Annotated in this window: 20 protein-coding genes; 13 read left to right on the top strand and 7 right to left on the bottom strand. The window is 53.9% G+C overall.

Annotated features, from left to right (window positions below; all coding sequences use genetic code 11):
- Positions 1-14: 14 nt before the first annotated feature.
- Positions 15-359 carry an iron-sulfur cluster insertion protein ErpA gene (erpA, locus tag EKN83_RS06220; RefSeq protein WP_008501923.1) on the top strand — a complete coding sequence of 115 codons (345 nt, stop codon included), beginning with the start codon at positions 15-17 and terminating at the stop codon, positions 357-359.
- Between the two features lie 93 nt (positions 360-452).
- On the opposite strand, the gene EKN83_RS06225 is transcribed toward erpA, so the two are convergent.
- Genes EKN83_RS06225 through mtnN form a run of 3 tightly spaced genes read right to left on the bottom strand, consistent with a single transcriptional unit; the run spans position 453 to position 2,583 of the window.
- A complete protein-coding gene (locus tag EKN83_RS06225; RefSeq protein WP_025756809.1) occupies positions 453-1,070 on the bottom strand; it encodes a TRIC cation channel family protein in 618 nt (205 codons plus the stop codon).
- Positions 1,071-1,091: 21 nt separating this feature from the next.
- Positions 1,092-1,892, bottom strand: a complete 801-nt coding sequence (gene btuF / locus EKN83_RS06230; RefSeq protein WP_126800518.1) for a vitamin B12 ABC transporter substrate-binding protein BtuF — start codon at positions 1,890-1,892, stop codon at positions 1,092-1,094.
- Positions 1,885-2,583: a 5'-methylthioadenosine/S-adenosylhomocysteine nucleosidase gene (gene mtnN / locus EKN83_RS06235; RefSeq protein ID WP_025756811.1), complete on the bottom strand. Its 699-nt coding sequence runs from the start codon at positions 2,581-2,583 to the stop codon at positions 1,885-1,887. Before mtnN ends, btuF begins: the two co-directional genes overlap by 8 nt.
- An 82-nt stretch (positions 2,584-2,665) precedes the next feature.
- Between mtnN and dgt the strand changes: the two genes are divergently transcribed.
- From dgt to cdaR, 3 genes are all read left to right on the top strand, one after another.
- Complete coding sequence (dgt, locus tag EKN83_RS06240; protein WP_047957782.1) at positions 2,666-4,180, top strand: dGTPase; 1,515 nt, start codon at positions 2,666-2,668, stop codon at positions 4,178-4,180.
- Positions 4,181-4,311: 131 nt separating this feature from the next.
- Positions 4,312-5,748, top strand: a complete 1,437-nt coding sequence (gene degP / locus EKN83_RS06245) for a serine endoprotease DegP (protein WP_025756813.1) — start codon at positions 4,312-4,314, stop codon at positions 5,746-5,748.
- 146 nt (positions 5,749-5,894) lie between these two features.
- On the top strand, positions 5,895-7,052 hold the full coding sequence (gene cdaR, locus EKN83_RS06250; protein ID WP_025756814.1) for a DNA-binding transcriptional regulator CdaR: 1,158 nt from the start codon (positions 5,895-5,897) through the stop codon (positions 7,050-7,052).
- Between the two features lie 91 nt (positions 7,053-7,143).
- Here cdaR and EKN83_RS06255 read toward each other — a convergent pair whose 3' ends face one another.
- The 4 genes from EKN83_RS06255 to map all read right to left on the bottom strand — a co-directional run bounded on the left by EKN83_RS06255 (position 7,144) and on the right by map (position 12,032).
- Entirely contained in the window at positions 7,144-7,530 is a 387-nt protein-coding gene (locus EKN83_RS06255) for a DUF3461 family protein (RefSeq protein ID WP_014168696.1), read from the bottom strand.
- A gap of 111 nt (positions 7,531-7,641) precedes the next feature.
- Complete coding sequence (gene dapD, locus EKN83_RS06260) at positions 7,642-8,466, bottom strand: 2,3,4,5-tetrahydropyridine-2,6-dicarboxylate N-succinyltransferase (protein WP_008501915.1); 825 nt, start codon at positions 8,464-8,466, stop codon at positions 7,642-7,644.
- Positions 8,467-8,498: 32 nt separating this feature from the next.
- Positions 8,499-11,174 (bottom strand): bifunctional uridylyltransferase/uridylyl-removing protein GlnD, encoded by a 2,676-nt coding sequence (glnD, locus tag EKN83_RS06265; protein WP_126800519.1) that lies wholly within the window; start codon positions 11,172-11,174, stop codon positions 8,499-8,501.
- Between the two features lie 63 nt (positions 11,175-11,237).
- A complete protein-coding gene (map, locus tag EKN83_RS06270) occupies positions 11,238-12,032 on the bottom strand; it encodes a type I methionyl aminopeptidase (protein ID WP_013095652.1) in 795 nt (264 codons plus the stop codon).
- Positions 12,033-12,353: 321 nt separating this feature from the next.
- Here map and rpsB point away from each other — a divergent pair, with 321 nt between their 5' ends.
- The 9 genes from rpsB (at position 12,354) to bamA (ending at position 22,588) form a co-directional block, all read left to right on the top strand.
- Entirely contained in the window at positions 12,354-13,079 is a 726-nt protein-coding gene (gene rpsB, locus EKN83_RS06275) for a 30S ribosomal protein S2 (RefSeq protein ID WP_013095653.1), read from the top strand.
- 117 nt (positions 13,080-13,196) lie between these two features.
- Complete coding sequence (gene tsf / locus EKN83_RS06280; RefSeq protein ID WP_008501911.1) at positions 13,197-14,048, top strand: translation elongation factor Ts; 852 nt, start codon at positions 13,197-13,199, stop codon at positions 14,046-14,048.
- Between the two features lie 151 nt (positions 14,049-14,199).
- The gene (pyrH, locus tag EKN83_RS06285; RefSeq protein ID WP_003856194.1) at positions 14,200-14,925 is read left to right on the top strand and encodes a UMP kinase; all 726 of its coding nucleotides are present in this window, start codon (positions 14,200-14,202) and stop codon (positions 14,923-14,925) included.
- 167 nt (positions 14,926-15,092) lie between these two features.
- Positions 15,093-15,650, top strand: coding sequence for a ribosome recycling factor (frr, locus tag EKN83_RS06290; protein ID WP_008501909.1), 558 nt, complete (start codon positions 15,093-15,095; stop codon positions 15,648-15,650).
- Positions 15,651-15,745: 95 nt separating this feature from the next.
- Positions 15,746-16,945, top strand: a complete 1,200-nt coding sequence (gene ispC, locus EKN83_RS06295; protein ID WP_025756816.1) for a 1-deoxy-D-xylulose-5-phosphate reductoisomerase — start codon at positions 15,746-15,748, stop codon at positions 16,943-16,945.
- A 186-nt stretch (positions 16,946-17,131) separates the two neighbouring features.
- Entirely contained in the window at positions 17,132-17,890 is a 759-nt protein-coding gene (gene ispU, locus EKN83_RS06300) for a (2E,6E)-farnesyl-diphosphate-specific ditrans,polycis-undecaprenyl-diphosphate synthase (RefSeq protein ID WP_025756817.1), read from the top strand.
- A gap of 12 nt (positions 17,891-17,902) precedes the next feature.
- The gene (gene cdsA / locus EKN83_RS06305; protein WP_025756818.1) at positions 17,903-18,760 is read left to right on the top strand and encodes a phosphatidate cytidylyltransferase; all 858 of its coding nucleotides are present in this window, start codon (positions 17,903-17,905) and stop codon (positions 18,758-18,760) included.
- A gap of 11 nt (positions 18,761-18,771) precedes the next feature.
- Positions 18,772-20,124, top strand: a complete 1,353-nt coding sequence (rseP, locus tag EKN83_RS06310) for a sigma E protease regulator RseP (RefSeq protein WP_025756819.1) — start codon at positions 18,772-18,774, stop codon at positions 20,122-20,124.
- A gap of 31 nt (positions 20,125-20,155) precedes the next feature.
- Positions 20,156-22,588 carry an outer membrane protein assembly factor BamA gene (bamA, locus tag EKN83_RS06315; protein ID WP_126800520.1) on the top strand — a complete coding sequence of 811 codons (2,433 nt, stop codon included), beginning with the start codon at positions 20,156-20,158 and terminating at the stop codon, positions 22,586-22,588.
- Positions 22,589-22,707 lie beyond the last annotated feature (119 nt).

The raw sequence follows: 22,707 nt of genomic DNA on the forward strand, positions 1-22,707 counted from the left end.
CATGGGAGCATAAGATGAGTGATGATGTAGCTGTGCCGCTGGAATTTACCGAAGCAGCAGCCAACAAAGTGAAAACCCTGATTGCCGACGAAGACAATCCGGATCTGAAACTGCGTGTCTATATTACCGGTGGCGGCTGCAGCGGCTTCCAGTATGGTTTTACTTTTGACGATCAGGTCAACGATGGCGATATGACTATCGAGAAGCAGGGTGTTGCACTGGTGGTTGACCCGATGAGCCTGCAATATCTGGTGGGCGGTTCGGTGGATTATACCGAAGGTCTGGAAGGTTCGCGCTTTGTGGTGACCAACCCGAATGCGACAAGCACCTGCGGGTGTGGTTCTTCGTTCAGTATTTAAGAGGGGGCGGGCTGATGCCCTCACCCCGGTCCTCTCCCACAGGGAGAGGGAGAAAAGACTAAAAACGGTAACCTTGCGGTTACCGTTTTGCGTTTACCTGTCATCCAGCGCAAACGTCGGCAGCTTCAGATGCCAGCGTATCGCCGCTAAACGTATCACCAGCGTCACGACCATTCCCAGCATCGCTGCATTTTCCAGTGGGATCGCAAAGGTGTAGTACGCGGTCGCGTGAACAATGCCGCCCGCAATGCAGGCCGTTGCGTATATTTCAGTACGCAGGATCATCGGCACTTCACGCGCCAGAATGTCGCGTATGATCCCGCCGCCCACGCCGGTTAATACGCCCATGCAGATCGCCACCATCGGGCCGGTACCCGCATTAAACGCCTTGTTTACGCCGATCCCGACAAACACGGCCAGGCCCACCGCATCCAGTACCGGCAGTATCCATTTCGGTAATCGGCGAGGCTGGCGAACCAGCACAATGGTTAACAGGCAGGTGACCATCGCCACCACCAGATCGGTCGGATCTTTTACCCAAAATACCGGGCCATTTGCCAGCGCCATATCACGGATAGTCCCACCTCCCACGGCGGTGACCACGCCCAGCACCAGCACGCCAAACGGATCCATGCGTAGTTTTCCGGCGAGCAGGACGCCGGAGATAGCAAAAACGGCTGTGCCAAGAATATCCAGCCAATAAACGAGCATCGTTAAATCCTCGAACGAATGTTAGTGACTCTCTGCCAGCGCGGCACAGAGCTGTTTTGCGGCGAGGATAATACGCGGGCTGGCGCGTTCAAACCAGTCGCTGTTGAGCGGGATCACCGGAATTTTTAGCTGCCTTTGCCAGAATTGTTCAATTTTAGGAATCTCGCTCGCATTTCCGACCACGACGATAGCCTGTGGCTGGCGCGCCAGAACCTGTTCACGGCTTACCTGGGGCCACGGTACGCGGCTGGCCGCAAAAATATTCTCACCACCACAGACTTCCAGCACCTGGTTCTGAATCGATCCCTTTCCGGTGGTGAACAGCGGCTGGCTGCCAAACTGCAGGAAGATACGCTTTTTCACGGGCGTGTCGTAGCGGGTTTTTAGCGCGGCATAGTCGCTGAGCATCTGTCTGGCGGCGTCGTCCGCCTTTTTGGGGGTTGGGCTATAGGGAGCCAGGGCGCGTAGCGCCTGCGCGACTTGTTCAATGCTCACCGCGTCAACCCACATCACCCTGATGCCAAGCGAGGTCAGCTGGTTAACCTGCCGCTCGGCGTTGCCGCCGCGCCAGGCCAGCACGAGATCCGGTTTAAGCGCCACGATGCGCTCAAGGTTCATCCCTTGCCAGGTTGCTACCTCTTCAATGCCTGCGGCTTGCGGGGGATAATCGGAAAAGCTGCTCACGCCAACGGGGGTAATGCCGGCGGCAAACGCCAGTTCCGTGTTCGCGGGGGAGAGCGTAATCACACGCGGTACCGCATAGAGCCACAGCGGTGCGAAAAGAAGCAGGGCGGCCAGCGCCCTGATGCTATGTTTAGCCACGTGCCAGAGTCTGCACCAGGCGTTCCACCATCACGGTGGACTGTTTTGCTGCAACGGTCAGGAACTCGTCGAAGCTGATGTGGGACTGCTGGTCAGCCACGTCAGAGATGGCGCGAACCACCACGAACGGCACGCTGAAGTTATGGCAAACGTGAGCGATCGCGGTCGCTTCCATCTCAACGGCCACCGCCTGCGGGAAGTTATGGCGGATTTTCGCCAGACCCACGGAGCCATTGATAAACGCATCGCCGCTGACAATCAGGCCGCGTACCGCGTTGAGATTGAGCTCCGCAATGCAGGTTTCTGCCGCGGCAATCAGCTTGTCGTCAGCCTTGAATCCTGCGGGACAGCCCGGGAGCTGGCCGTACTCGTAGCCGAAGGCGGTCACGTCAGCATCGTGGTAGCGCGCTTCGTCGGAGACCACGATATCACCCACTTTCAGCGTCGGCGCCAGGCCACCTGCAGAGCCGGTATTAACGATCACGTCCGGCTTGCAGCGCTCAAGCAGCAGGGTTGCACCCAGCGCAGCAGCCACTTTACCGATGCCTGATTTCAGCAGAGCTACGTCAACACCGTTCAGCTGGCCGGTGTAGATCTCACAACCCCCCAGAGAGAGTGTCTGACGGTTCTCAATTTTGTCACGCAGCAGCGTAACTTCTTCTTCCATTGCACCAATAATGCCGATTTTCATAGATTTACTCGCGATGTGCCTTGTTAAGATGCATAGTCTATCATGCGGTTAAGGGGAAACGCATTCTCAGGCGGGGGAGCACATGTCACCAATCGATTTTCGCACCAAAATTAACTGGCACCGACGTTTCCGTTCGCCGCAGGGCGACAAGAGCGAACATGAGATCCTGCGTATCTTCGAAAGCGATCGCGGACGGATCATCAATTCGCCCGCCATCCGTCGTCTGCAGCAAAAGACTCAGGTTTTTCCACTTGAGCGTAATGCCGCGGTGCGCACGCGCCTGACCCACTCCATGGAAGTGCAGCAGGTGGGGCGCTATATTGCCAAAGAGGTGTTGAGCCGCCTGAAAGAACAGCGTTTGCTGGAAACCTATGGTCTGGACGAACTGACGGGCCCTTTCGAGAGCATCGTTGAGATGGCCTGCCTGATGCATGACATCGGTAATCCGCCTTTCGGTCACTTTGGTGAGGCGGCAATTAATGACTGGTTTAAACAACGGCTGTACCCCTCGGATGCGGTCAGTCAGCCCCTCAGCGATGACCGCTGTATCGTACGCGATCTCCGACTGCGTGAAGGTGAAGAGGGGTTGAACGATCTGCGGCGTAAAGTGCGCCAGGACCTCTGTCATTTCGAGGGTAACGCACAGGGCATCCGGCTGGTCCATTCACTGATGCGTATGAACCTGACCTGGGCCCAGGTCGGTTGCATCCTGAAATATACCCGCCCCGCCTGGTGGATGGGGGAGACGCCTGCGTCTCACAGTTATTTAATGAAAAAACCGGGCTATTACCTTTCTGAAGAGGCCTATATTGAACGGCTGCGTAAAGAACTCTCTTTGACGCCAAACGGCCGCTTTCCATTGACCTGGATTATGGAAGCCGCCGATGATATTTCCTATTGCGTGGCCGATCTGGAAGACGCCGTTGAGAAAAGAATCTTCAGCGTCGAGGAACTTTATCAGCATCTTTATGCGGCCTGGGGGACCCATGAAAAAGGGTCGCTGTTTGCGCAGGTTGTCGAAAATGCCTGGGAAAAATCACGCTCAAATACATTAAGCCGCAGTACGGAAGATCAATTCTTTATGTATTTGCGGGTCAATACATTAAATAAACTGGTGCCGTATGCGGCGTCGCGCTTTATTGATAATTTACCGCTGATTTTCGACGGGGAATTCAATCATGCGCTGCTGGAAGATGACAGTAGTTTCAGTCAACTGCTCGAACTTTATAAACATGTGGCGATGCGGCATGTGTTCAGCCATCCGGATGTTGAACAGTTAGAGCTGCAGGGCTACCGGGTAATCAGTGGGTTACTGGAAATTTATTCCCCGTTGCTTCAGCTGTCGGTCGACGAGTTCAGTGAGCTGGTGGAACACGAGCGCGTGCGCCGAATACCTATTGAATCGCGACTTTATCAGAAACTCTCTACCCGTCATCGTCTGGCGTATGTCGAAGCGATGAGTAAGCTGGATCGCCATTCTCCTCAATGGCCGGTGATGGAATATTATTATCGCTGCCGTCTTATCCAGGACTATATCAGCGGCATGACCGACCTGTATGCCTGGGATGAATACCGCAAGCTCATGGCGGTGGAATAACCCCGGAGTTTTGTAAAGACGGCCAATAAATTTTTACCTTTTCCATAAACTTATCGCCGGAACTAAGCGGTATAAAATGAATCTGAGTTACACAGCAATTTTGCGTTACCTGTAAATCGAGATTGAGAAACATGAAAAAAACCACATTAGCAATGAGTGCACTGGCTCTGAGTTTAGGTTTAGCGCTGTCTCCTCTGACTGCTACTGCAGCCGAGACCGCGTCGTCGGCAGCAACCGCGCAGCAGATGCCAAGCCTGGCACCGATGCTCGAAAAAGTGATGCCATCGGTGGTGAGTATTAACGTTGAGGGTAGCACGACCGTCAATACGCCGCGCATGCCGCGTAACTTCCAGCAGTTCTTCGGCGACAACTCGCCGTTCTGCCAGGACGGTTCACCTTTCCAGAGCTCTCCGTTCTGTCAGGGCGGTGGCGCAGGGGATGACAGCCAGGGCGGCGGCCAGCAACAGAAATTCATGGCGCTTGGCTCGGGGGTCATTATTGATGCAGCGAAAGGCTACGTCGTGACCAACAACCACGTTGTTGATAACGCTAACAGCATTAAAGTTCAGCTCAGCGATGGCCGTAAATTCGACGCTAAAGTGGTCGGTAAAGATCCGCGCTCTGATATCGCGCTGATCCAGATTCAGGATCCGAAAAACCTGACGGCGATTAAGATTGCCGACTCCGACGCACTGCGCGTGGGTGACTATACCGTCGCGATCGGTAACCCGTTCGGTCTGGGCGAAACGGTGACCTCCGGTATCGTCTCTGCCCTGGGGCGCAGTGGCCTGAATGCCGAAAACTATGAAAACTTCATCCAGACGGATGCGGCGATCAACCGCGGTAACTCCGGCGGCGCGCTGGTCAACCTGAACGGTGAACTGATCGGTATCAACACCGCGATCCTGGCCCCGGACGGCGGCAACATCGGTATCGGCTTTGCGATCCCAAGTAACATGGTGAAAAACCTGACCGCGCAGATGGTGCAGTATGGCCAGGTGAAACGCGGTGAGCTGGGTATCCTCGGTACGGAGTTGAACTCCGAACTGGCGAAGGCGATGAAGGTTGACGCCCAGCGCGGGGCATTCGTCAGCCAGGTGATGCCGAACTCCTCTGCCGCAAAAGCGGGCATTAAAGCGGGGGATGTGATCACCTCCCTGAACGGTAAACCGATCAGCAGCTTTGCCGCCCTGCGTGCGGAAGTGGGTTCCATGCCGATTGGCAGTAAAGTCACCCTCGGCCTGTTGCGCGACGGCAAGGCGGTTAACGTCAGCCTGGAACTGCAGCAGAGCAGCCAGAATCAGGTTGATTCCAGCACCATCTTCAGCGGGATTGAAGGTGCCGAGATGAGCAACAAAGGGGCAGATAAAGGCGTGGTAGTGAATAACGTAAAAGCGAATTCACCGGCAGCCCGTATCGGCCTGAAGAAAGGCGATGTGATCATGGGCGCTAACCAGCAGCCGGTGAAAAACATCGCGGAACTGCGCAAAATTCTCGACAGCAAGCCTTCCGTGCTGGCGCTCAATATCCAGCGTGGTGACACCTCTATTTACCTGCTGATGCAGTAATCCTCTTAAGCCCCTGTACGCAGGGGCTTTCTCGTTTCTGTGACCCTTTCCACAAGTCCATACTTCTCTCCCCGGCTTTGTGCATCTGCACAATGCGACCCTAATGGAACTCCCCTATGCTTGAGCTCTGCTCACAGGAGGGTTACATGGCTGGCTGGCATCTTGATACCAAAATGGCGCAGGATATTGTGGCGCGCACCATGCGCATCATCGATACCAATATCAACGTAATGGATGCCCGCGGGCGCATTATAGGTAGCGGCGATCGTGAACGGATTGGGGAATTGCACGAAGGTGCGCTGCTGGTGCTTTCCCAGGGGCGGGTTGTGGATATCGACGATGCGGTAGCAAAACATCTTCACGGTGTTCGTCAGGGTATTAATTTACCGCTGCGCCTGGAAGGGGAAATTGTTGGCGTTATTGGCCTGACCGGGGAACCGGAGTCTCTGCGAAAATATGGCGAGCTGGTCTGTATGACGGCTGAAATGATGCTGGAGCAGTCGCGCCTGATGCACCTGCTGGCGCAGGACAGCCGCCTGCGCGAAGAGCTGGTGATGAATCTTATTCAGGCGGAAGAGCATACGCCTGCACTCAGTGAGTGGGCGCAGCGTCTGGGGATCGATCTGAACCAGCCGCGCGTGGTGGCGGTGATTGAGGTGGATAGCGGCCAGCTTGGCGTGGATAGCGCGATGGCGGAGCTGCAGCAGCTGCAAAATGCGCTGGCGACGCCGGAACGCAATAATCTGGTGGCGATTGTTTCTCTGACGGAAATGGTGGTGCTCAAACCGGCGCTTAATCAGTTTGGTCGCTGGGATGCGGAAGATCATCGCCGTCGTGTGGAGCAGCTGATTGCGCGTATGCAGGAGAATGGTCACCTGCGTTTTCGCGTTGCACTGGGAAATTACTTTACCGGGCCGGGCAGTATCGCCCGCTCGTGGCGGACTGCACGCACCACCATGATGGTGGGCAAACAGAGGATGCCGGAAAGCCGTAGTTACTTCTATCAGGATCTGATGTTGCCGGTGTTGCTCGACAGCCTGCGCGGCGGCTGGCAGGCCAACGAGCTGGCGCGCCCGTTGGCACGCCTGAAAGCGATGGACAATAACGGTCTGTTGCGCCGGACGTTACAGGCGTGGTTCCGTCATAACGTGCAGCCGCTGGCAACGTCGAAGGCGCTGTTTATTCACCGCAATACCCTGGAGTATCGGCTCAACCGGATTTCGGAACTGACGGGGTTAGATCTGGGGAATTTCGACGACAGGTTGCTGCTGTATGTGGCGTTGCAGCTGGATGAACAGCGATGAGGGAGTGCAGTCTGATGCCCTCACCCCATCCCTCTCCCACAGGGAGAGGGCGCAAACATTAAAAACGGCAATCAAGATTGCCGTTTTGCTTTTATTTCCGAGTTAATTTCTCAAGATCCGCTTCAATCTCGCTGATCTTGTTGGTGACAACGCTTTCCAGATGACGCAGATCGTCAAGGATCTTACGCTTGAGATCAACTTCAGTACGGTCGCGCTGGCAGATCTGATCGAGTTCATCGATCACATAGCGCAGGTTAGGGCTGATTTCCTGTACTTCTTTGTAACCCTGTCCTACGCCGTCAGCAACGACGGTCTTACGCTGGCGTGGATATTTAAACTTCACGCTTTTGGCGAAAAACTCGCCTTTATCCTTGTGAAAATAGATTTTCAAAATATCGTTATTGGCTTCCTGACGGAGGCTGTAACGATCAATTTCATCAGGATTGGTAATGCCCAGACTTTTCAGATTATCGTACATAGCGGTACCCTTGATCTCAACATAACCTTTGAATAATTAACGAAAAAATCTACTTTCGCCACCCTCAGATACAAAAAAAGCGGGGTTGCCCCCGCTTTTTGTTATACCCGATTAATCGATGGTACGCAGCAACTCATTGATGCCGACTTTACCGCGGGTTTTCGCATCCACTTTCTTCACGATAACCGCACAGTACAGGCTGTATTTACCATCTTTTGACGGCAGGTTGCCGGAGACCACCACAGAGCCTGCCGGAACGCGGCCGTAATGCACTTCGCCGGTTTCGCGGTCGTAAATACGGGTGCTCTGACCGATGTAAACGCCCATGGAGATCACGGAGCCTTCTTCAACGATCACGCCTTCTACTACTTCAGAACGCGCGCCGATGAAGCAGTTGTCTTCGATGATGGTCGGGTTAGCCTGCAGTGGCTCCAGAACACCACCAATGCCCACGCCGCCGGACAGGTGAACGTTTTTACCGATCTGCGCGCAGGAACCGACCGTCGCCCAGGTGTCTACCATCGTACCTTCGTCAACGTAGGCACCGATGTTCACGTAGGATGGCATCAGCACGGTGTTGCGTGCGATGAATGCCCCCTGACGGACCGCCGCTGGCGGTACCACGCGGAAGCCTTCTTTCTGGAAACGCGCTTCGTCGTAGTCAGCGAATTTCATCGGTACTTTATCGAAGTAGCGGCTTTCAGCTCCGTCGATAACCTGGTTATCGTTGATACGGAAAGAGAGCAGCACGGCTTTTTTCAGCCATTGATGAGTGACCCACTGACCGTCGATTTTTTCTGCCACGCGCAGGGCGCCGGAATCCAGCAGGGAAATCACCTGGTTTACCGCTTCACGGGTCACGGTATCCACATTTGCCGGGGTAATCTCGGCGCGACGCTCAAAGGCGGACTCAATAACGTTCTGTAACTGCTGCATGGTTTACTCTTTCCATTTCACTAAAAAACACGTCACCCTTTATCGTTTGGATTGAGGGCTGCTGTCAACCGTTGTTGCACTTCAAGTTGCAGGTCATTATTAAGGGCACGCCGGTCCGCTGTGGCGATTATAAATAAATCTTCTACTCGCTCGCCAATGGTTGTAATTCTTGCCCCATGAAGCGAAATTCCCAGATCGGCAAAAACCTGGCCGACGCGGGCAAGTAGCCCTGGCTGGTCGAGCGCGATCAGCTCCAGGAACGATTTACGGTCGGTGTGGGTCGGCAGGAAATTGACCTCGGTATCGACGGTAAAGTGGCGCAGCTTCGCCGGCTGGCGACGCGGCTGCGGCGGCTGCCAGCTGCGCTGGGTGATCGCCTGTTCCAGACCAAAGCGTATTCCTTCATGTCTGTCAGACGACAGCGGGCTGCCGTCCGGCTCCAGTACAATAAAGGTATCCATCGCCATGCCGTCGCGGGTCGTGAAAATCTGCGCATCGTGAACGCTCAGATTACGCCTGTCCAGCTCGGCGCACACCGCAGCAAAGAGATAGGGACGGTCCGGGCTCCAGATGAAAATCTCCGTCCCACCGCGCGTGGCCTGTGGGCTAAGCAGGATCATCGGCTGTGACAAGTCATGCCGGAGCAGGTGCCGCGCATGCCACGCAAGCTGGTTTGGGCTATGGCGGACAAAGTAGTTAGCCCGACAGCGGGCCCAAATCTGGTGTAACGCCTCTTCATCAATGTTGTCCATGCGCAGCAGCGCCAGGGCCTGCAGCTGATGGTGGCGCACACGCTCGCGCATGTCCGGGGTATTTTGCATCCCGCGACGCAGCTGTTTTTCCGTCGCAAAGTAGAGCTCGCGCAGCAGACTCTGCTTCCAGCTGTTCCACAGCGTTTCGTTGGTGGCGCAGATATCGGCCACCGTCAGGCAGACCAGATAGCGCAGACGGTTTTCTGTCTGAACCTCCTCCGCAAACTGCTTGATGACCTCTGGATCCTGAATATCACGACGCTGGGCGGTGACCGACATCAGCAGGTGATGGCGTACCAGCCAGGCAACCAGCTGTGTTTCGCGTGAGTTCAGGCCGTGCAGCTCGGCAAATTTCAGCACATCCTGCGCGCCCAGGACCGAATGGTCACCGCCACGACCTTTGGCGATGTCGTGGAAGAGGGCGGCAATCAGGATCAGCTCCGGATGAGTAAGGCGCGGCCATAATTCCACGCACAGCGGGTGACGGGAGCGCGTCTCTTCTTTCGCAAAGCTCTCCAGCTTGAGCATAACGCGGATGGTGTGTTCATCCACCGTGTAGGCGTGGAACAGATCGAACTGCATCTGCCCGACAATGTACGACCACTGCGGCATATAGGCCCACAGCACGCTGTGGCGGTGCATCGGCAGCAGACCGCGGCTGACGGCGCCCGGGTGGCGAAGCATGCTCAGGAACAGCGATCGGGCTTCCGGGATATAGCACAGCGGCTCCGTCAAATGACGGCGCGCATGGCGCAGATGACGCAGGGTGGTGGAGTAGATCCCGGTGATGGTGCTGTTGCGAACCATGGTGTAGAACATCCGCAGGATCGCTTCCGGCTCGCGAATAAACAGCGTTTCGTCGCGCAGATCGATAAGCGTGCCGCGCAGCTGGAATTCGTCATCAATCGGGCGCGGTTTTTCGTCCGCCGTCAGCGCCAGGATGGCCTCGTCGAACAGCTGCAGCAGCATCTGGTTGAGCTCGGTGACGCGGCGGGTGACGCGGAAGAAATCCTTCATCATATGCTCAACCGGCTCGTTTCCTTCACCGCTGTAGTTGAGGCGCTGGGCAACGCTGAGCTGGCGGTCAAAAAGCAGACGGTTATCGTAACGGGTGACTTCCAGATGCAGGGCAAAGCGAATGCGCCACAGCAGGTGCAGGCACTCGTTGAGCTCGTTACGTTCGGCCTCGGTTAAGAAGCCAAAGCCCACCATTTCATCCAGCGAGGTGGCGCCAAAGTGGCGCCGGGCGACCCACTGTAAGGTGTGGATGTCGCGCAGGCCGCCAGGGCTGCTTTTAATATCTGGCTCAAGGTTATAGCTGGTGCCGTGGTAGCGCTGGTGGCGCTGGTTTTGCTCCTCGACCTTCGCCGCGAAGAATTTTTCTGACGGCCAGAAACCGTCGCTGAAGATGTGTTTTTGCAGCTCCAGGAACAGCGCGACGTCGCCAATCAGCAGACGGGTTTCAATCAGGTTAGTGGCCACGGTCAGGTCCGATAACCCTTCCAGCAGACACTCTTCCAGGGTGCGCACGCTGTGGCCGACTTCCAGTTTGACGTCCCAGAGCAGGGTCAGCAGTTCGCCAATCTTTTGCGCCTGTTCGTCCGGCAGCTTTTTACGGCTTAAGATCAGGAGATCGATATCGGAAAGCGGGTGCAGCTCTCCGCGGCCATAGCCCCCGACGGCAACCAGCGCCACATCACTGATTTGCCCAAATCCGTAATCGATCCACAGACGCTGCAGCAGCTGATCGATAAATTCGGTACGCGCTTCGATCAGTTGCTCGGCGGAGATACCGGCATCAAACGCGCTGCCCAGCCAGCGCTGGAAGACATCCATATGGGCTTTAATGCCGGCGCAGTTCAGCTCGTGCTGCGGCCAGACGCCCGGGTTGTCGGGCTGGTCGGGGAGGGTGGGAAGTGCTGTGTTAGCATACTGTTCGGGTAAAAGATTACTCATCGTGCGCCACCCATAAGAAAAAACTATAGCCATTAAAAAAGCCGGCATTTGCCGGCTTTTTTATCATTCATCGTGCGTCAGTATCGCCGGGATGGTGTCATCCTTGCGCAACGTCATAATTTCGCAGCCGTTGTCTGTTACCACAATAGTATGCTCGTACTGTGCAGACAAGCTTCTGTCTTTGGTTTTCACCGTCCAGCCGTCTTTCATGGTACGGATGCGGTAATCACCGGCGTTGACCATCGGTTCGATGGTAAAGGTCATCCCTTTTTGCAGCACTACGCCGCCGTCATCCGCATCATAATGCAGAACCTGCGGCTCTTCATGGAAGACGCGACCAATGCCGTGCCCGCAGTATTCACGCACCACGGAGAAACCTTCTGCCTCGACAAATTTCTGAATTGCCGCACCGATGGTACGCAGGCGAATGCCCGGTTTCACCATTTTCAGCGCCAGGTAGAGGCTCTCTTGCGTCACTTTACACAGACGCTCGCCAAGAATCGTTGGCTTGCCCACGATGAACATTTTTGAGGTGTCACCGTGGTAGTCATCTTTGATGACGGTGACGTCGATGTTGACGATGTCGCCATCTTTCAGCAGTTTTTCGTCGTCCGGGATACCGTGGCACACCACTTCATTAATGGAAATGCAGACGGATTTCGGGAAACCGTGGTAGCCGAGGCAGGCGGAAACCGCGTGCTGCTCGTTCACGATATAGTCATTACAGATGCGGTCCAGCTCACCGGTGCTGACGCCCGGCTTCACGAACGGCTCGATCATTTCCAGCACTTCCGCGGCCAGACGACCGGCGACGCGCATCTTTTCAATTTCTTCAGGGGTCTTAATAGAGATAGCCATGTAATCTGTCCATCGGTGTCGATTTTTTCGACAATACTAGTCTAAGTGTTGTCAATGGTATCAGTCAGGCACACCCCGTGCCAAATTGAGAATCATTAACAGCACACTCCGCCAACAACTGTTGGTTTATGGCGGCGTTTTGTGGTATAAAGCGCGCCGGACTTCCGATCCATTTCAGATACACAGGCTGGACGGAAGCGACAAATCTCACTTTGTGTAACAACACACACGTATCGGCACATATTCCGGGGTGCCCTTTGGGGTCGGTAATATGGGATACGTGGAGGCATAACCCCAACTTTTAATATAGAGGTTTTAAACATGGCAACTGTTTCCATGCGCGACATGCTCAAGGCTGGTGTTCACTTTGGTCACCAGACCCGTTACTGGAACCCGAAAATGAAGCCTTTCATCTTCGGCGCTCGTAACAAAGTTCACATCATCAACCTTGAGAAAACTGTACCAATGTTCAACGAAGCCCTGGCTGAGCTGAACAAGATCGCTTCCCGTAAAGGTAAGATTCTGTTCGTTGGTACTAAGCGCGCTGCAAGCGAAGCTGTGAAAGATGCTGCTAACAGCTGCGACCAGTTCTTCGTGAACCATCGCTGGTTGGGCGGCATGCTGACTAACTGGAAAACTGTTCGTCAGTCCATCAAACGCCTGAAAGATCTGGAAACCCAGTCTCAGGACGGTACTTTCGACAAGCTGACTAAGAAAGAAGCGCTGATGCGCACTCGTGAACTGGACAAGCTGGAAAACAGCCTGGGCGGTATCAAAGATATGGGCGGCCTGCCAGACGCGCTGTTCGTAATCGATGCAGACCACGAGCACATCGCAATCAAAGAAGCTAACAACCTGGGTATCCCGGTATTCGCTATCGTTGATACCAACTCCGATCCGGACGGTGTTGACTTCGTTATCCCGGGTAACGACGACGCAATCCGTGCTGTTAGCCTGTACCTGAGCGCTGTTGCTGCTACCGTTCGTGAAGGCCGTTCCCAGGATCTGGCTTCTCAGGCGGAAGAAAGCTTCGTAGAAGCTGAATAATAAGGTTTTACCCCTTATTAGTACCGTGTATGAATAGGGGCCCATTACCGGCCCCTTTTTTCAATTTACACTGTTTGGCCCCCGGCCGGGCAGTTCACATCTCCCGAGGATTTAAGAATGGCTGAAATTACCGCATCCCTGGTAAAAGAGCTGCGCGAGCGTACTGGCGCAGGCATGATGGATTGCAAAAAAGCGCTGACTGAAGCGAACGGCGACATCGAGCTGGCAATCGAAAACATGCGTAAATCCGGTGCGATCAAAGCAGCTAAAAAAGCAGGCAACGTTGCTGCTGACGGCGTGATCATCACTAAGATCGACGGCAACTACGGTATCATTCTGGAAGTTAACTGCCAGACTGACTTCGTGGCTAAAGATGGTGGTTTCCAGGCATTTGCTAACAAAGTTCTGGACGCTGCTGTTGCAGGCAAAATCACTGACGTTGAAGTTCTGAAAGCACAGTTCGAAGAAGAGCGTGTTGCGCTGGTTGCTAAAATCGGTGAGAACATCAACATCCGTCGCGTTGCTTCTCTGGAAGGCGACGTTCTGGGCTCTTACCAGCACGGTGCACGTATCGGTGTTCTGGTTGCGGCTAAAGGCGCTGACGAAGAGCTGGTTAAACAGCTGGCTATGCACATCGCTGCAAGCAAACCAGAATTCGTTAAGCCAGAAGACGTGTCTGCTGAAGTGGTAGAAAAAGAGTACCAGGTTCAGCTGGACATCGCGATGCAGTCTGGTAAACCAAAAGAAATCGCAGAGAAAATGGTTGAAGGCCGCATGAAGAAATTCACCGGCGAAGTTTCTCTGACTGGCCAGCCATTCGTTATGGATCCAAGCAAGTCTGTTGCTCAGCTGCTGAAAGAGCACAACGCTGACGTGACTGGCTTCATCCGCTTCGAAGTGGGCGAAGGCATCGAGAAAGTTGAGACTGACTTCGCAGCAGAAGTTGCTGCAATGTCCAAGCAGTCTTAATGATTGAAAAGGAGCCGCCTGAGGGCGGCTTCTTTTTGTCACCCGTCAGACGAAAATCAGACAGGATCCCGTATCGCTGTGCTGATATGCGACATACTATGTCGCCAGAATTAACCCCCATCTTAATCGTTGACAGTCTCAGGAAAGAAACATGGCTACCAATGCAAAACCCGTGTACAAACGCATTCTGCTTAAGCTGAGTGGCGAAGCACTGCAGGGATCGGAAGGCTTCGGTATTGATGCAAGCATCCTTGATCGCATGGCACAGGAAATCAAAGAACTGGTCGAACTGGGTATCCAGGTTGGCGTGGTCATTGGCGGTGGCAACCTCTTCCGTGGTGCTGGTCTGGCGAAAGCGGGGATGAACCGCGTTGTAGGCGACCACATGGGTATGCTGGCAACCGTCATGAATGGTCTGGCAATGCGTGATGCACTGCATCGTGCCTATGTGAATGCCCGCCTGATGTCCGCGATTCCACTGAATGGCGTGTGCGATAATTACAGCTGGGCAGAAGCCATCAGCCTGCTGCGCAACAACCGCGTGGTGATCCTCTCCGCCGGTACGGGTAACCCGTTCTTTACGACCGATTCCGCTGCCTGCCTGCGCGGTATCGAGATTGAAGCCGATGTGGTACTGAAAGCGACCAAAGTCGATGGCGTGTTTACTGCCGACCCGGCAAAAGATCCTTCTGCCACCATGTACGATCAGCTGAGCTACAGCGAAGTCCTGGAAAAAGAGCTGAAAGTGATGGATCTTGCCGCCTTCACGCTGGCACGCGACCACAAACTGCCGATCCGTGTCTTCAACATGAACAAACCTGGCGCACTGCGTCGCGTGGTCATGGGTGAAAAAGAAGGCACTTTGATCACGGAATAATTTCCGTTGACGATAAATACAGGTAAGATTCCGCTTTATTTTGTAGTGGTATCTTACCCGGACGCGCCTTTGGCGTTGTCATGAATTAAACGCGACTATACTTAGCACACCTGTAGCGCTGTGCTGGCGGATAGTCTGCCTGAGACAAGTTTTCAAGGATTCGTAACGTGATTAACGACATCAGAAAAGATGCTGAAGTACGCATGGAAAAATGCGTAGAAGCGTTCAAAACCCAAATCAGCAAAATCCGTACTGGCCGTGCTTCCCCAAGCCTGCTGGATGGCATCATCGTAGAGTACTACGGTACGCCAACCCCGCTGCGCCAGCTGGCGAGCGTTACCGTAGAAGATACCCGTACGCTGAAAATCAACGTATTCGATCGTTCTATGGGCCCGGCGGTTGAGAAAGCGATCATGGCGTCTGACCTCGGTCTGAACCCAAGCTCTGCAGGCGCTGACATCCGCGTTCCGCTGCCTCCGCTGACCGAAGAGCGTCGTAAAGACCTGATCAAAGTGGTGCGTGGTGAAGCTGAGCAGGGTCGTGTTTCCGTCCGTAACGTGCGTCGTGACGCGAACGATAAAGTTAAAGCGCTGCTGAAAGAAAAAGAGATCAGTGAAGATGACGATCGTCGTTCCCAGGACGACATTCAGAAAATGACTGACGCTGCCATCAAGAAAATTGATGCGGCGCTGGCAGATAAAGAAGCGGAACTGATGCAGTTCTGATTTCTGTCGTACACTGATAAACGCCGTTCAGAGGGACTTCGGGTCTTGCTGGCGGCGTTTTGCTTTTATCTGGTCTAACTTTTTTCGGGCATCTCATGAAGCATTTAACTCTCCTCGGCTCAACCGGATCTATTGGTTGCAGCACACTCGACGTTGTTCGCCATAATCCTGAACTTTACACCGTGACAGCACTGGTGGCCGGTAAGAATGTGCAGCGAATGGTCGAGCAGTGTCTGGAGTTTACGCCCCGTTATGCGGTGATGGATGATGAAGAGAGTGCCCGCCAGGTAAAGGCGCTGCTGCAGGAGAAGGGCGGTCGTACCGAGGTCCTGAGCGGCCAACAGGCCGCCTGCGAGATGGCTGCGCTGGGTGATGTTGATCAGGTCATGGCGGCGATTGTCGGCGCGGCCGGACTGCTGCCGACGCTTGCCGCGATTGATGCCGGTAAAGACGTTTTGCTGGCCAATAAAGAGTCGCTGGTCACCTGCGGACGCCTGTTTATGGACGCGGTGAAGCAGCGCGGCGCGCGTCTTTTGCCCGTCGACAGCGAGCACAACGCGATTTTTCAGAGTTTACCGCAACCTTTTCAACAGAACCTGGGGTACGCTGACCTTGAGCAGAATGGCGTGGTATCTATTCTGCTTACCGGGTCTGGTGGCCCGTTCCGTGAAACGCCACTGTCTGAACTGCGTGCAATGACGCCGGATCAGGCGTGCCGCCATCCGAACTGGTCGATGGGGCGTAAAATCTCCGTTGACTCTGCCACCATGATGAACAAAGGTCTGGAATACATTGAAGCGCGCTGGCTGTTTAATGCGTCAGCGAAACAGATGGAAGTACTGATTCACCCGCAATCGGTGATTCACTCGATGGTACGTTATCAGGATGGCAGCGTGCTGGCCCAGTTGGGCGAGCCGGATATGCGTACGCCTATCGCGCATTCCATGGCGTGGCCGAATCGGGTGAAATCCGGCGTGAAGCCGCTTGATTTCTGCAAGCTAAGTTCCCTGACATTCAGTGAACCAGACTATGACCGCTATCCTTGTCTGAAGCTTGCGATGAATGCCTTTGACCAGGGGCAGGCGGCGACGACGGCACTGAACGCAGCCAATGAAATTACTGTTGAAGCATTTCTGAATCAGCAGATCCGTTTTACCGATATCGCGTCGTTAAATTTATCGGTACTGGAGAAGATGGATTTGCGCGAACCACAAAGCGTGGAAGAGGTGCTGGCGGTGGATGCAGCTGCACGTGATATTGCGCGCCACCAGGTGACACGTCTCGCAAGCTGGTGATAAAGCAAGCACTAGTCGTCGTGCTATTTGTTAGCGTTGGGCTTCAGTGATATAGTCTGCGCCACCTGATCGCAGGTATTTGACTTTAAGTGGTCAGGTAAGCCGTGGTTTGACACGGCTTTTTTATGTATAGGCTTCAGTATTCCTGAGTACCGTTAAATCCTTTTCAGGGACAAAAAACGCGTTATGTTGTCTGCGAATCAACCAATAAGCGAAAACTTGCCAGCTCATGGCTGCCGTCATGTAGCAATCATTATGGATGGCAATGGCCGCTGGGCGAAAAGACAAGGGAAGATCCGAGCCTTTGGGCATAAAGCTGGGGCGAAATCGGTTCGCCGCGCCGTTTCTTTTGCCGCCAATAACGGCATTGATGCGTTAACGCTCTATGCTTTTAGCAGTGAAAACTGGAATCGACCGCAGCAGGAAGTGACCGCGTTGATGGAATTGTTTGTGTGGGCGCTAGACAGCGAAGTAAAAAGCCTGCACCGCCACAATGTCCGCCTGCGTATCATTGGCGATACCAGTCGTTTTAACTCACGTTTGCAGGAACGAATTCGTAAGGCTGAAGCGCTGACTGAAAATAATACCGGTCTGACGCTGAATATTGCGGCGAATTACGGCGGACGCTGGGATATTATCCAGGGCGTTCGGCATCTGGCCGAGCAGGTTCAGGAAGGGCTGTTGAGACCCGACCAAATTGATGAAGAGGCGCTGAGCAAGCAAATCTGCATGAATGAACAGGCGCCTGTGGATTTGGTAATTAGGACAGGGGGAGAACATCGCATAAGTAACTTTTTGATATGGCAAATTGCCTATGCCGAACTTTACTTTACAGATGTTCTTTGGCCCGATTTTGATGAACAAGACTTTGAAGGTGCGCTGCATGCCTTTGCCAATCGAGAGCGTCGTTTCGGCGGCACCGAGCCTGGTGGCGACAAAGCCTGATGGGGGTAGCTTTTGCTGAAGTATCGCCTGATTTCCGCTTTTGTATTAATACCCATTGTCATTGCGGCGCTGTTTTTACTGCCCCCAGTGGGATTCGCTATTGTTACGCTGGTGGTGTGCATGCTCGCCGCGTGGGAATGGGGACAGTTTAGCGGCTTTACTTCGCGCAGTCAGCGAGTATGGCTTGCGGTACTCTGTGGCTTCATTCTCGCCATAATGCTCTTTACGTTGCCTGAATATCACCATGATATCCATCAACCGCTGGTTGCCGGCTCCTTGTGGATATCTCTGGCCTGGTGGGTTGCAGCGCTACTGCTGGTGCTGTTTTATCCTGGCTCTGCGGCGCTATGGCGTAATTCAAAAGTGCTGCGACTGATTTTTGGCTTGCTCACCATTATTCCCTTCTTCTGGGGGATGGTCGCGCTGCGCGCCTGGCACTACGACGAAAACCACTACAGCGGTGCGATCTGGCTGCTTTATGTGATGATTCTCGTCTGGGGGGCTGACTCCGGGGCCTATATGTTTGGTAAACTATTTGGCAAACATAAACTGGCGCCGAAGGTTTCTCCGGGCAAAACCTGGCAAGGCTTCATCGGCGGCTTGTTTACGGCAGCAATTATCTCCTGGGGCTACGGCGTCTGGGCGAATCTGGAAGTGGCACCGTCAATACTGCTGGTGTGCTCGATTTTTGCTGCGCTTGCCTCGGTGCTCGGTGATTTAACCGAAAGTATGTTCAAGCGTGAAGCAGGGATTAAGGACAGCGGACACCTGATTCCAGGGCATGGCGGTATACTGGATCGCATTGATAGCCTGACAGCGGCTGTTCCAGTGTTTGCTTGCTTGCTTTTACTGGTATTCGGGACGATTTAACGGAAGGTTTTATGCTGAGCATTCTCTGGAATCTGGCGGCGTTCATTGTTGCACTGGGTGTTCTGATTACCGTGCATGAATTTGGCCATTTCTGGGTTGCTCGCCGTTGCGGTGTGCGGGTAGAGCGGTTTTCCATCGGTTTTGGCAAATCGCTCTGGACGCGCACCGACCGTCACGGTACGGAGTTTGTCATCGCCCTCATCCCGCTGGGCGGCTACGTCAAAATGCTCGACGAACGCGTTGAGCCTGTCGCCCCTGAGCTGCGACACAGCGCCTTCAACAATAAAACAGTTGGACAACGCGCCGCCATCATTGCTGCCGGACCGGTAGCTAACTTCATCTTTGCTGTTTTCGCTTACTGGCTGGTGTTTATCATCGGCGTCCCCGGCGTGCGTCCGGTAGTGGGTGAAATAGCGCCCAACTCCATTGCGGCGAGTGCGCAAATTACATCCGGGATGGAACTTAAAGCGATTGATGGCATCGAAACCCCTGATTGGGATGCCGTGCGACTGCAGCTGGTAGCCAAAATTGGCGATCCGCAGACCACCATCAGCGTATCGCCGTTTGGTTCAGACACGCGCCAGGACAAAGTGCTCGATTTACGTCACTGGCGTTTCGAGCCAGACAAAGAGGATCCCGTCGCTGCGCTGGGCATTCGTCCACGTGGTGCACAGATCGAGCCGGTGTTAGCCGAAGTACAGGCAAATTCGGCCGCGAGCAAAGCAGGTTTGCAAGCAGGCGACAGGATCGTTAAAGTCGATGGTCAACCATTAACAGAGTGGATGACCTTTGTTACTCTGGTGCGCGATAATCCGGGAACGTCTCTCGCGCTGGAAGTTGAAAGGCAAGGCAGTCCGCTTTCGCTGACGCTGATCCCGGATACGAAGTCGGTCGGCAAAAAGGCAGAAGGGTTTGCAGGCGTAGTGCCAAAAGTGATCCCGCTGCCAGATGAGTACAAGACAATACGCCAGTATGGGCCGTTCAGTGCCATCCTTGAAGCCACGGATAAAACATGGCAACTGATGAAACTGACGGTCAACATGTTGGGGAAATTGATAACCGGTGACGTGAAACTGAACAACCTCAGTGGGCCAATTTCGATTGCCCAGGGGGCTGGGATGTCAGCGGAATTCGGGGTGATTTACTATCTCATGTTCCTCGCGCTCATTAGCGTGAACCTTGGGATAATCAACCTGTTCCCGCTTCCCGTTTTAGACGGGGGTCATCTGCTGTTTTTAGCGATTGAAAAGCTAAAAGGCGGACCGGTATCCGAGCGAGTTCAAGACTTTAGTTATCGCATTGGCTCGATTTTGCTGGTGCTGTTAATGGGGCTTGCACTTTTCAATGATTTCTCTCGGTTGTAAGAGAGTTAGTTAGGAAGAACGCATAATAACGATGGCGATGAAAAAGTTGCTCATAGCGTCGCTGCTGTTTAGCAGCGCCACCGTATACGGTGCTGACGGGTTCGTAGTGAAAGACATTCATTTCGAAGGCCTTCAGCGTGTCGCCGTTGGTGCGGCCCTCCTCAGTATGCCTGTGCGCCCCGGCGATACGGTTAATGATGATGACATCAGTAACACCATCCGTGCTCTGTTTGCCACCGGCAACTTCGAGGATGTCCGCGTCCTGCGTGATGGTGATACCCTGCTGGTACAGGTAAAAGAACGTCCAACGATCGCCAGTATCACTTTCTCCGGTAACAAGTCGGTGAAAGATGACATGCTCAAGCAGAACCTTGAAGCATCCGGTGTTCGTGTGGGGGAATCTCTGGACCGCACAACCCTTTCAGACATTGAAAAAGGTCTGGAAGACTTCTACTACAGCGTCGGTAAATACAGCGCCAGCGTGAAAGCGGTGGTGACGCCACTGCCACGTAACCGCGTTGACCTGAAACTGGTCTTCCAGGAAGGTGTTTCAGCGAAGATCCAGCAGATCAACATTGTCGGTAACCACGCGTTCAGCACCGACGAACTGATCTCTACTTTCCAGCTGCGTGACGAAGTGCCGTGGTGGAACGTGGTGGGCGATCGCAAATACCAGAAACAGAAACTGGCGGGCGACCTTGAAACTCTGCGCAGCTACTATCTGGATCGTGGCTATGCGCGTTTCAACATTGACTCGACTCAGGTCAGCCTGACGCCGGATAAGAAAGGTATCTACATTACGATTAACATCACTGAAGGCGATCAGTACAAGCTTTCGGGTGTTGAAGTGAGTGGTAACCTGGCGGGGCATTCTGCTGAAATCGAATCGCTGACCAAAATTCAGCCAGGCGATCTCTACAGCGGCTCCAAAGTCACCAAAATGGAAGACAGCATTAAGAAGCTGCTCGGCCGTTATGGTTATGCCTATCCGCGCGTACAAACGCAGCCGGAAATCAACGATGCGGATAAAACCGTTAAGCTGCACGTTAATGTTGATGCGGGCAACCGTTTCTACGTGCGTAAGATCCGCTTCGTCGGTAACGACACCTCCAAAGACTCCGTTCTGCGTCGCGAAATGCGTCAGATGGAAGGCGCATGGTTAGGTAGCGATCTCGTTGATCAGGGTAAAGAGCGTCTGAACCGTCTGGGCTATTTTGAAACGGTTGATACCGATACCCAGCGCGTACCGGGCAGCCCGGACCAGGTTGATGTCGTTTATAAAGTGAAAGAGCGTAACACCGGTAGCTTCAACTTCGGTGTGGGCTACGGTACTGAAAGCGGCGTAAGCTTCCAGGTCGGTGTACAGCAGGATAACTGGCTGGGTACGGGTTACTCTGTGGGTATTAACGGTACCAAAAACGACTACCAGACCTACTCGGAGTTCTCTGTCACTAACCCATACTTCACCGTTGACGGTGTGAGCCTGGGCGGTCGTATCTTCTATAACGACTTTAAAGCGGACGATGCGGATCTGTCTTCGTACACCAACAAGAGTTACGGTGTGGACGGTACGCTTGGCTTCCCGGTTAACGAATACAACACCCTGCGTGCGGGCTTAGGTTACGTGCATAACGACCTGTCCAATATGCAACCGCAGGTGGCGATGTGGCGTTATCTGGATTCTATTGGCCAGTCAGCGAGCACAACCAGCGATAACAACGGTTTTGCGGCGGATGACTTCACCTTCAACTATGGCTGGACCTATAACCGTCTCGACCGTGGCTACTTCCCGACGGAAGGTTCTCGCGTCAACCTGAATGGTAAAGTTACCGTGCCGGGTTCCGATAACGAGTTCTATAAGGTCACTCTGGATACCGCGTCCTACTTCCCGATCGATGATGATCATAAGTGGGTGGTTCTGGGTCGTACCCGTTGGGGCTATGGTGATGGCTTAGGTGGCAAAGAACTGCCATTCTATGAAAACTTCTATGCGGGTGGTTCCAGCACCGTTCGTGGCTTCCAGTCCAACAACATTGGTCCGAAAGCGGTTTACTACGGCGGGAACGACAAAGATAACTGCGATAAATCTGCCACTGATCCAAACGGTAATAAAAACGTCTGTAGCTCCGATGACGCTGTCGGCGGTAACGCGATGGCCGTTGCCAGCCTGGAGTTCATCACCCCAACGCCGTTTATCAGTGATAAATACGCGAACTCCGTCCGTACGTCCTTCTTCTGGGATGCCGGTACGGTGTGGGATACCAACTGGGAGAATACGGCCCAGATGCGGAATGCTGGCGTTCCAGACTACAGCGATCCGAGCAATATTCGCATGTCTGCCGGTATCGCATTACAATGGATGTCACCGCTGGGGCCGTTGGTCTTCTCTTACGCCCAGCCGTTTAAGAAATATGATGGAGATAAGTCGGAGCAATTCCAGTTTAACATTGGTAAAACCTGGTAATAATCCGCTGCAAAGGAATGCGTTGGCAGTGTAGCGCTGACAACTGGCGATCGGTAAACGGTCGCCTTGCCACGCAAAGAACGGTACCTTCTGGTGCCAATGGGATGGTAAGGAGTTAA

Source organism: Enterobacter sp. WCHEn090032, from assembly GCF_003986875.1.
GTDB classification, from domain to species: domain Bacteria; phylum Pseudomonadota; class Gammaproteobacteria; order Enterobacterales; family Enterobacteriaceae; genus Enterobacter; species Enterobacter sichuanensis.

Bases quoted from the DNA above. Each gene is read 5' to 3' on its own strand.
- mtnN (WP_025756811.1), bottom strand. From the start codon at position 2,583: ATGAAAATCGGCATTATTGGTGCAATGGAAGAAGAAGTTACGCTGCTG.
- glnD (WP_126800519.1), bottom strand. From the start codon at position 11,174: ATGAGTAATCTTTTACCCGAACAGTATGCTAACACAGCACTTCCCACC.
- EKN83_RS06255 (WP_014168696.1), bottom strand. From the start codon at position 7,530: ATGTACGATAATCTGAAAAGTCTGGGCATTACCAATCCTGATGAAATT.
- dgt (WP_047957782.1), top strand. From the start codon at position 2,666: ATGTCACCAATCGATTTTCGCACCAAAATTAACTGGCACCGACGTTTC.
- map (WP_013095652.1), bottom strand. From the start codon at position 12,032: ATGGCTATCTCTATTAAGACCCCTGAAGAAATTGAAAAGATGCGCGTC.
- cdaR (WP_025756814.1), top strand. From the start codon at position 5,895: ATGGCTGGCTGGCATCTTGATACCAAAATGGCGCAGGATATTGTGGCG.
- dapD (WP_008501915.1), bottom strand. From the start codon at position 8,466: ATGCAGCAGTTACAGAACGTTATTGAGTCCGCCTTTGAGCGTCGCGCC.
- degP (WP_025756813.1), top strand. From the start codon at position 4,312: ATGAAAAAAACCACATTAGCAATGAGTGCACTGGCTCTGAGTTTAGGT.
- EKN83_RS06225 (WP_025756809.1), bottom strand. From the start codon at position 1,070: ATGCTCGTTTATTGGCTGGATATTCTTGGCACAGCCGTTTTTGCTATC.
- bamA (WP_126800520.1), top strand. From the start codon at position 20,156: ATGGCGATGAAAAAGTTGCTCATAGCGTCGCTGCTGTTTAGCAGCGCC.
- ispU (WP_025756817.1), top strand. From the start codon at position 17,132: ATGTTGTCTGCGAATCAACCAATAAGCGAAAACTTGCCAGCTCATGGC.
- ispC (WP_025756816.1), top strand. From the start codon at position 15,746: ATGAAGCATTTAACTCTCCTCGGCTCAACCGGATCTATTGGTTGCAGC.
- rseP (WP_025756819.1), top strand. From the start codon at position 18,772: ATGCTGAGCATTCTCTGGAATCTGGCGGCGTTCATTGTTGCACTGGGT.
- tsf (WP_008501911.1), top strand. From the start codon at position 13,197: ATGGCTGAAATTACCGCATCCCTGGTAAAAGAGCTGCGCGAGCGTACT.
- pyrH (WP_003856194.1), top strand. From the start codon at position 14,200: ATGGCTACCAATGCAAAACCCGTGTACAAACGCATTCTGCTTAAGCTG.
- rpsB (WP_013095653.1), top strand. From the start codon at position 12,354: ATGGCAACTGTTTCCATGCGCGACATGCTCAAGGCTGGTGTTCACTTT.
- erpA (WP_008501923.1), top strand. From the start codon at position 15: ATGAGTGATGATGTAGCTGTGCCGCTGGAATTTACCGAAGCAGCAGCC.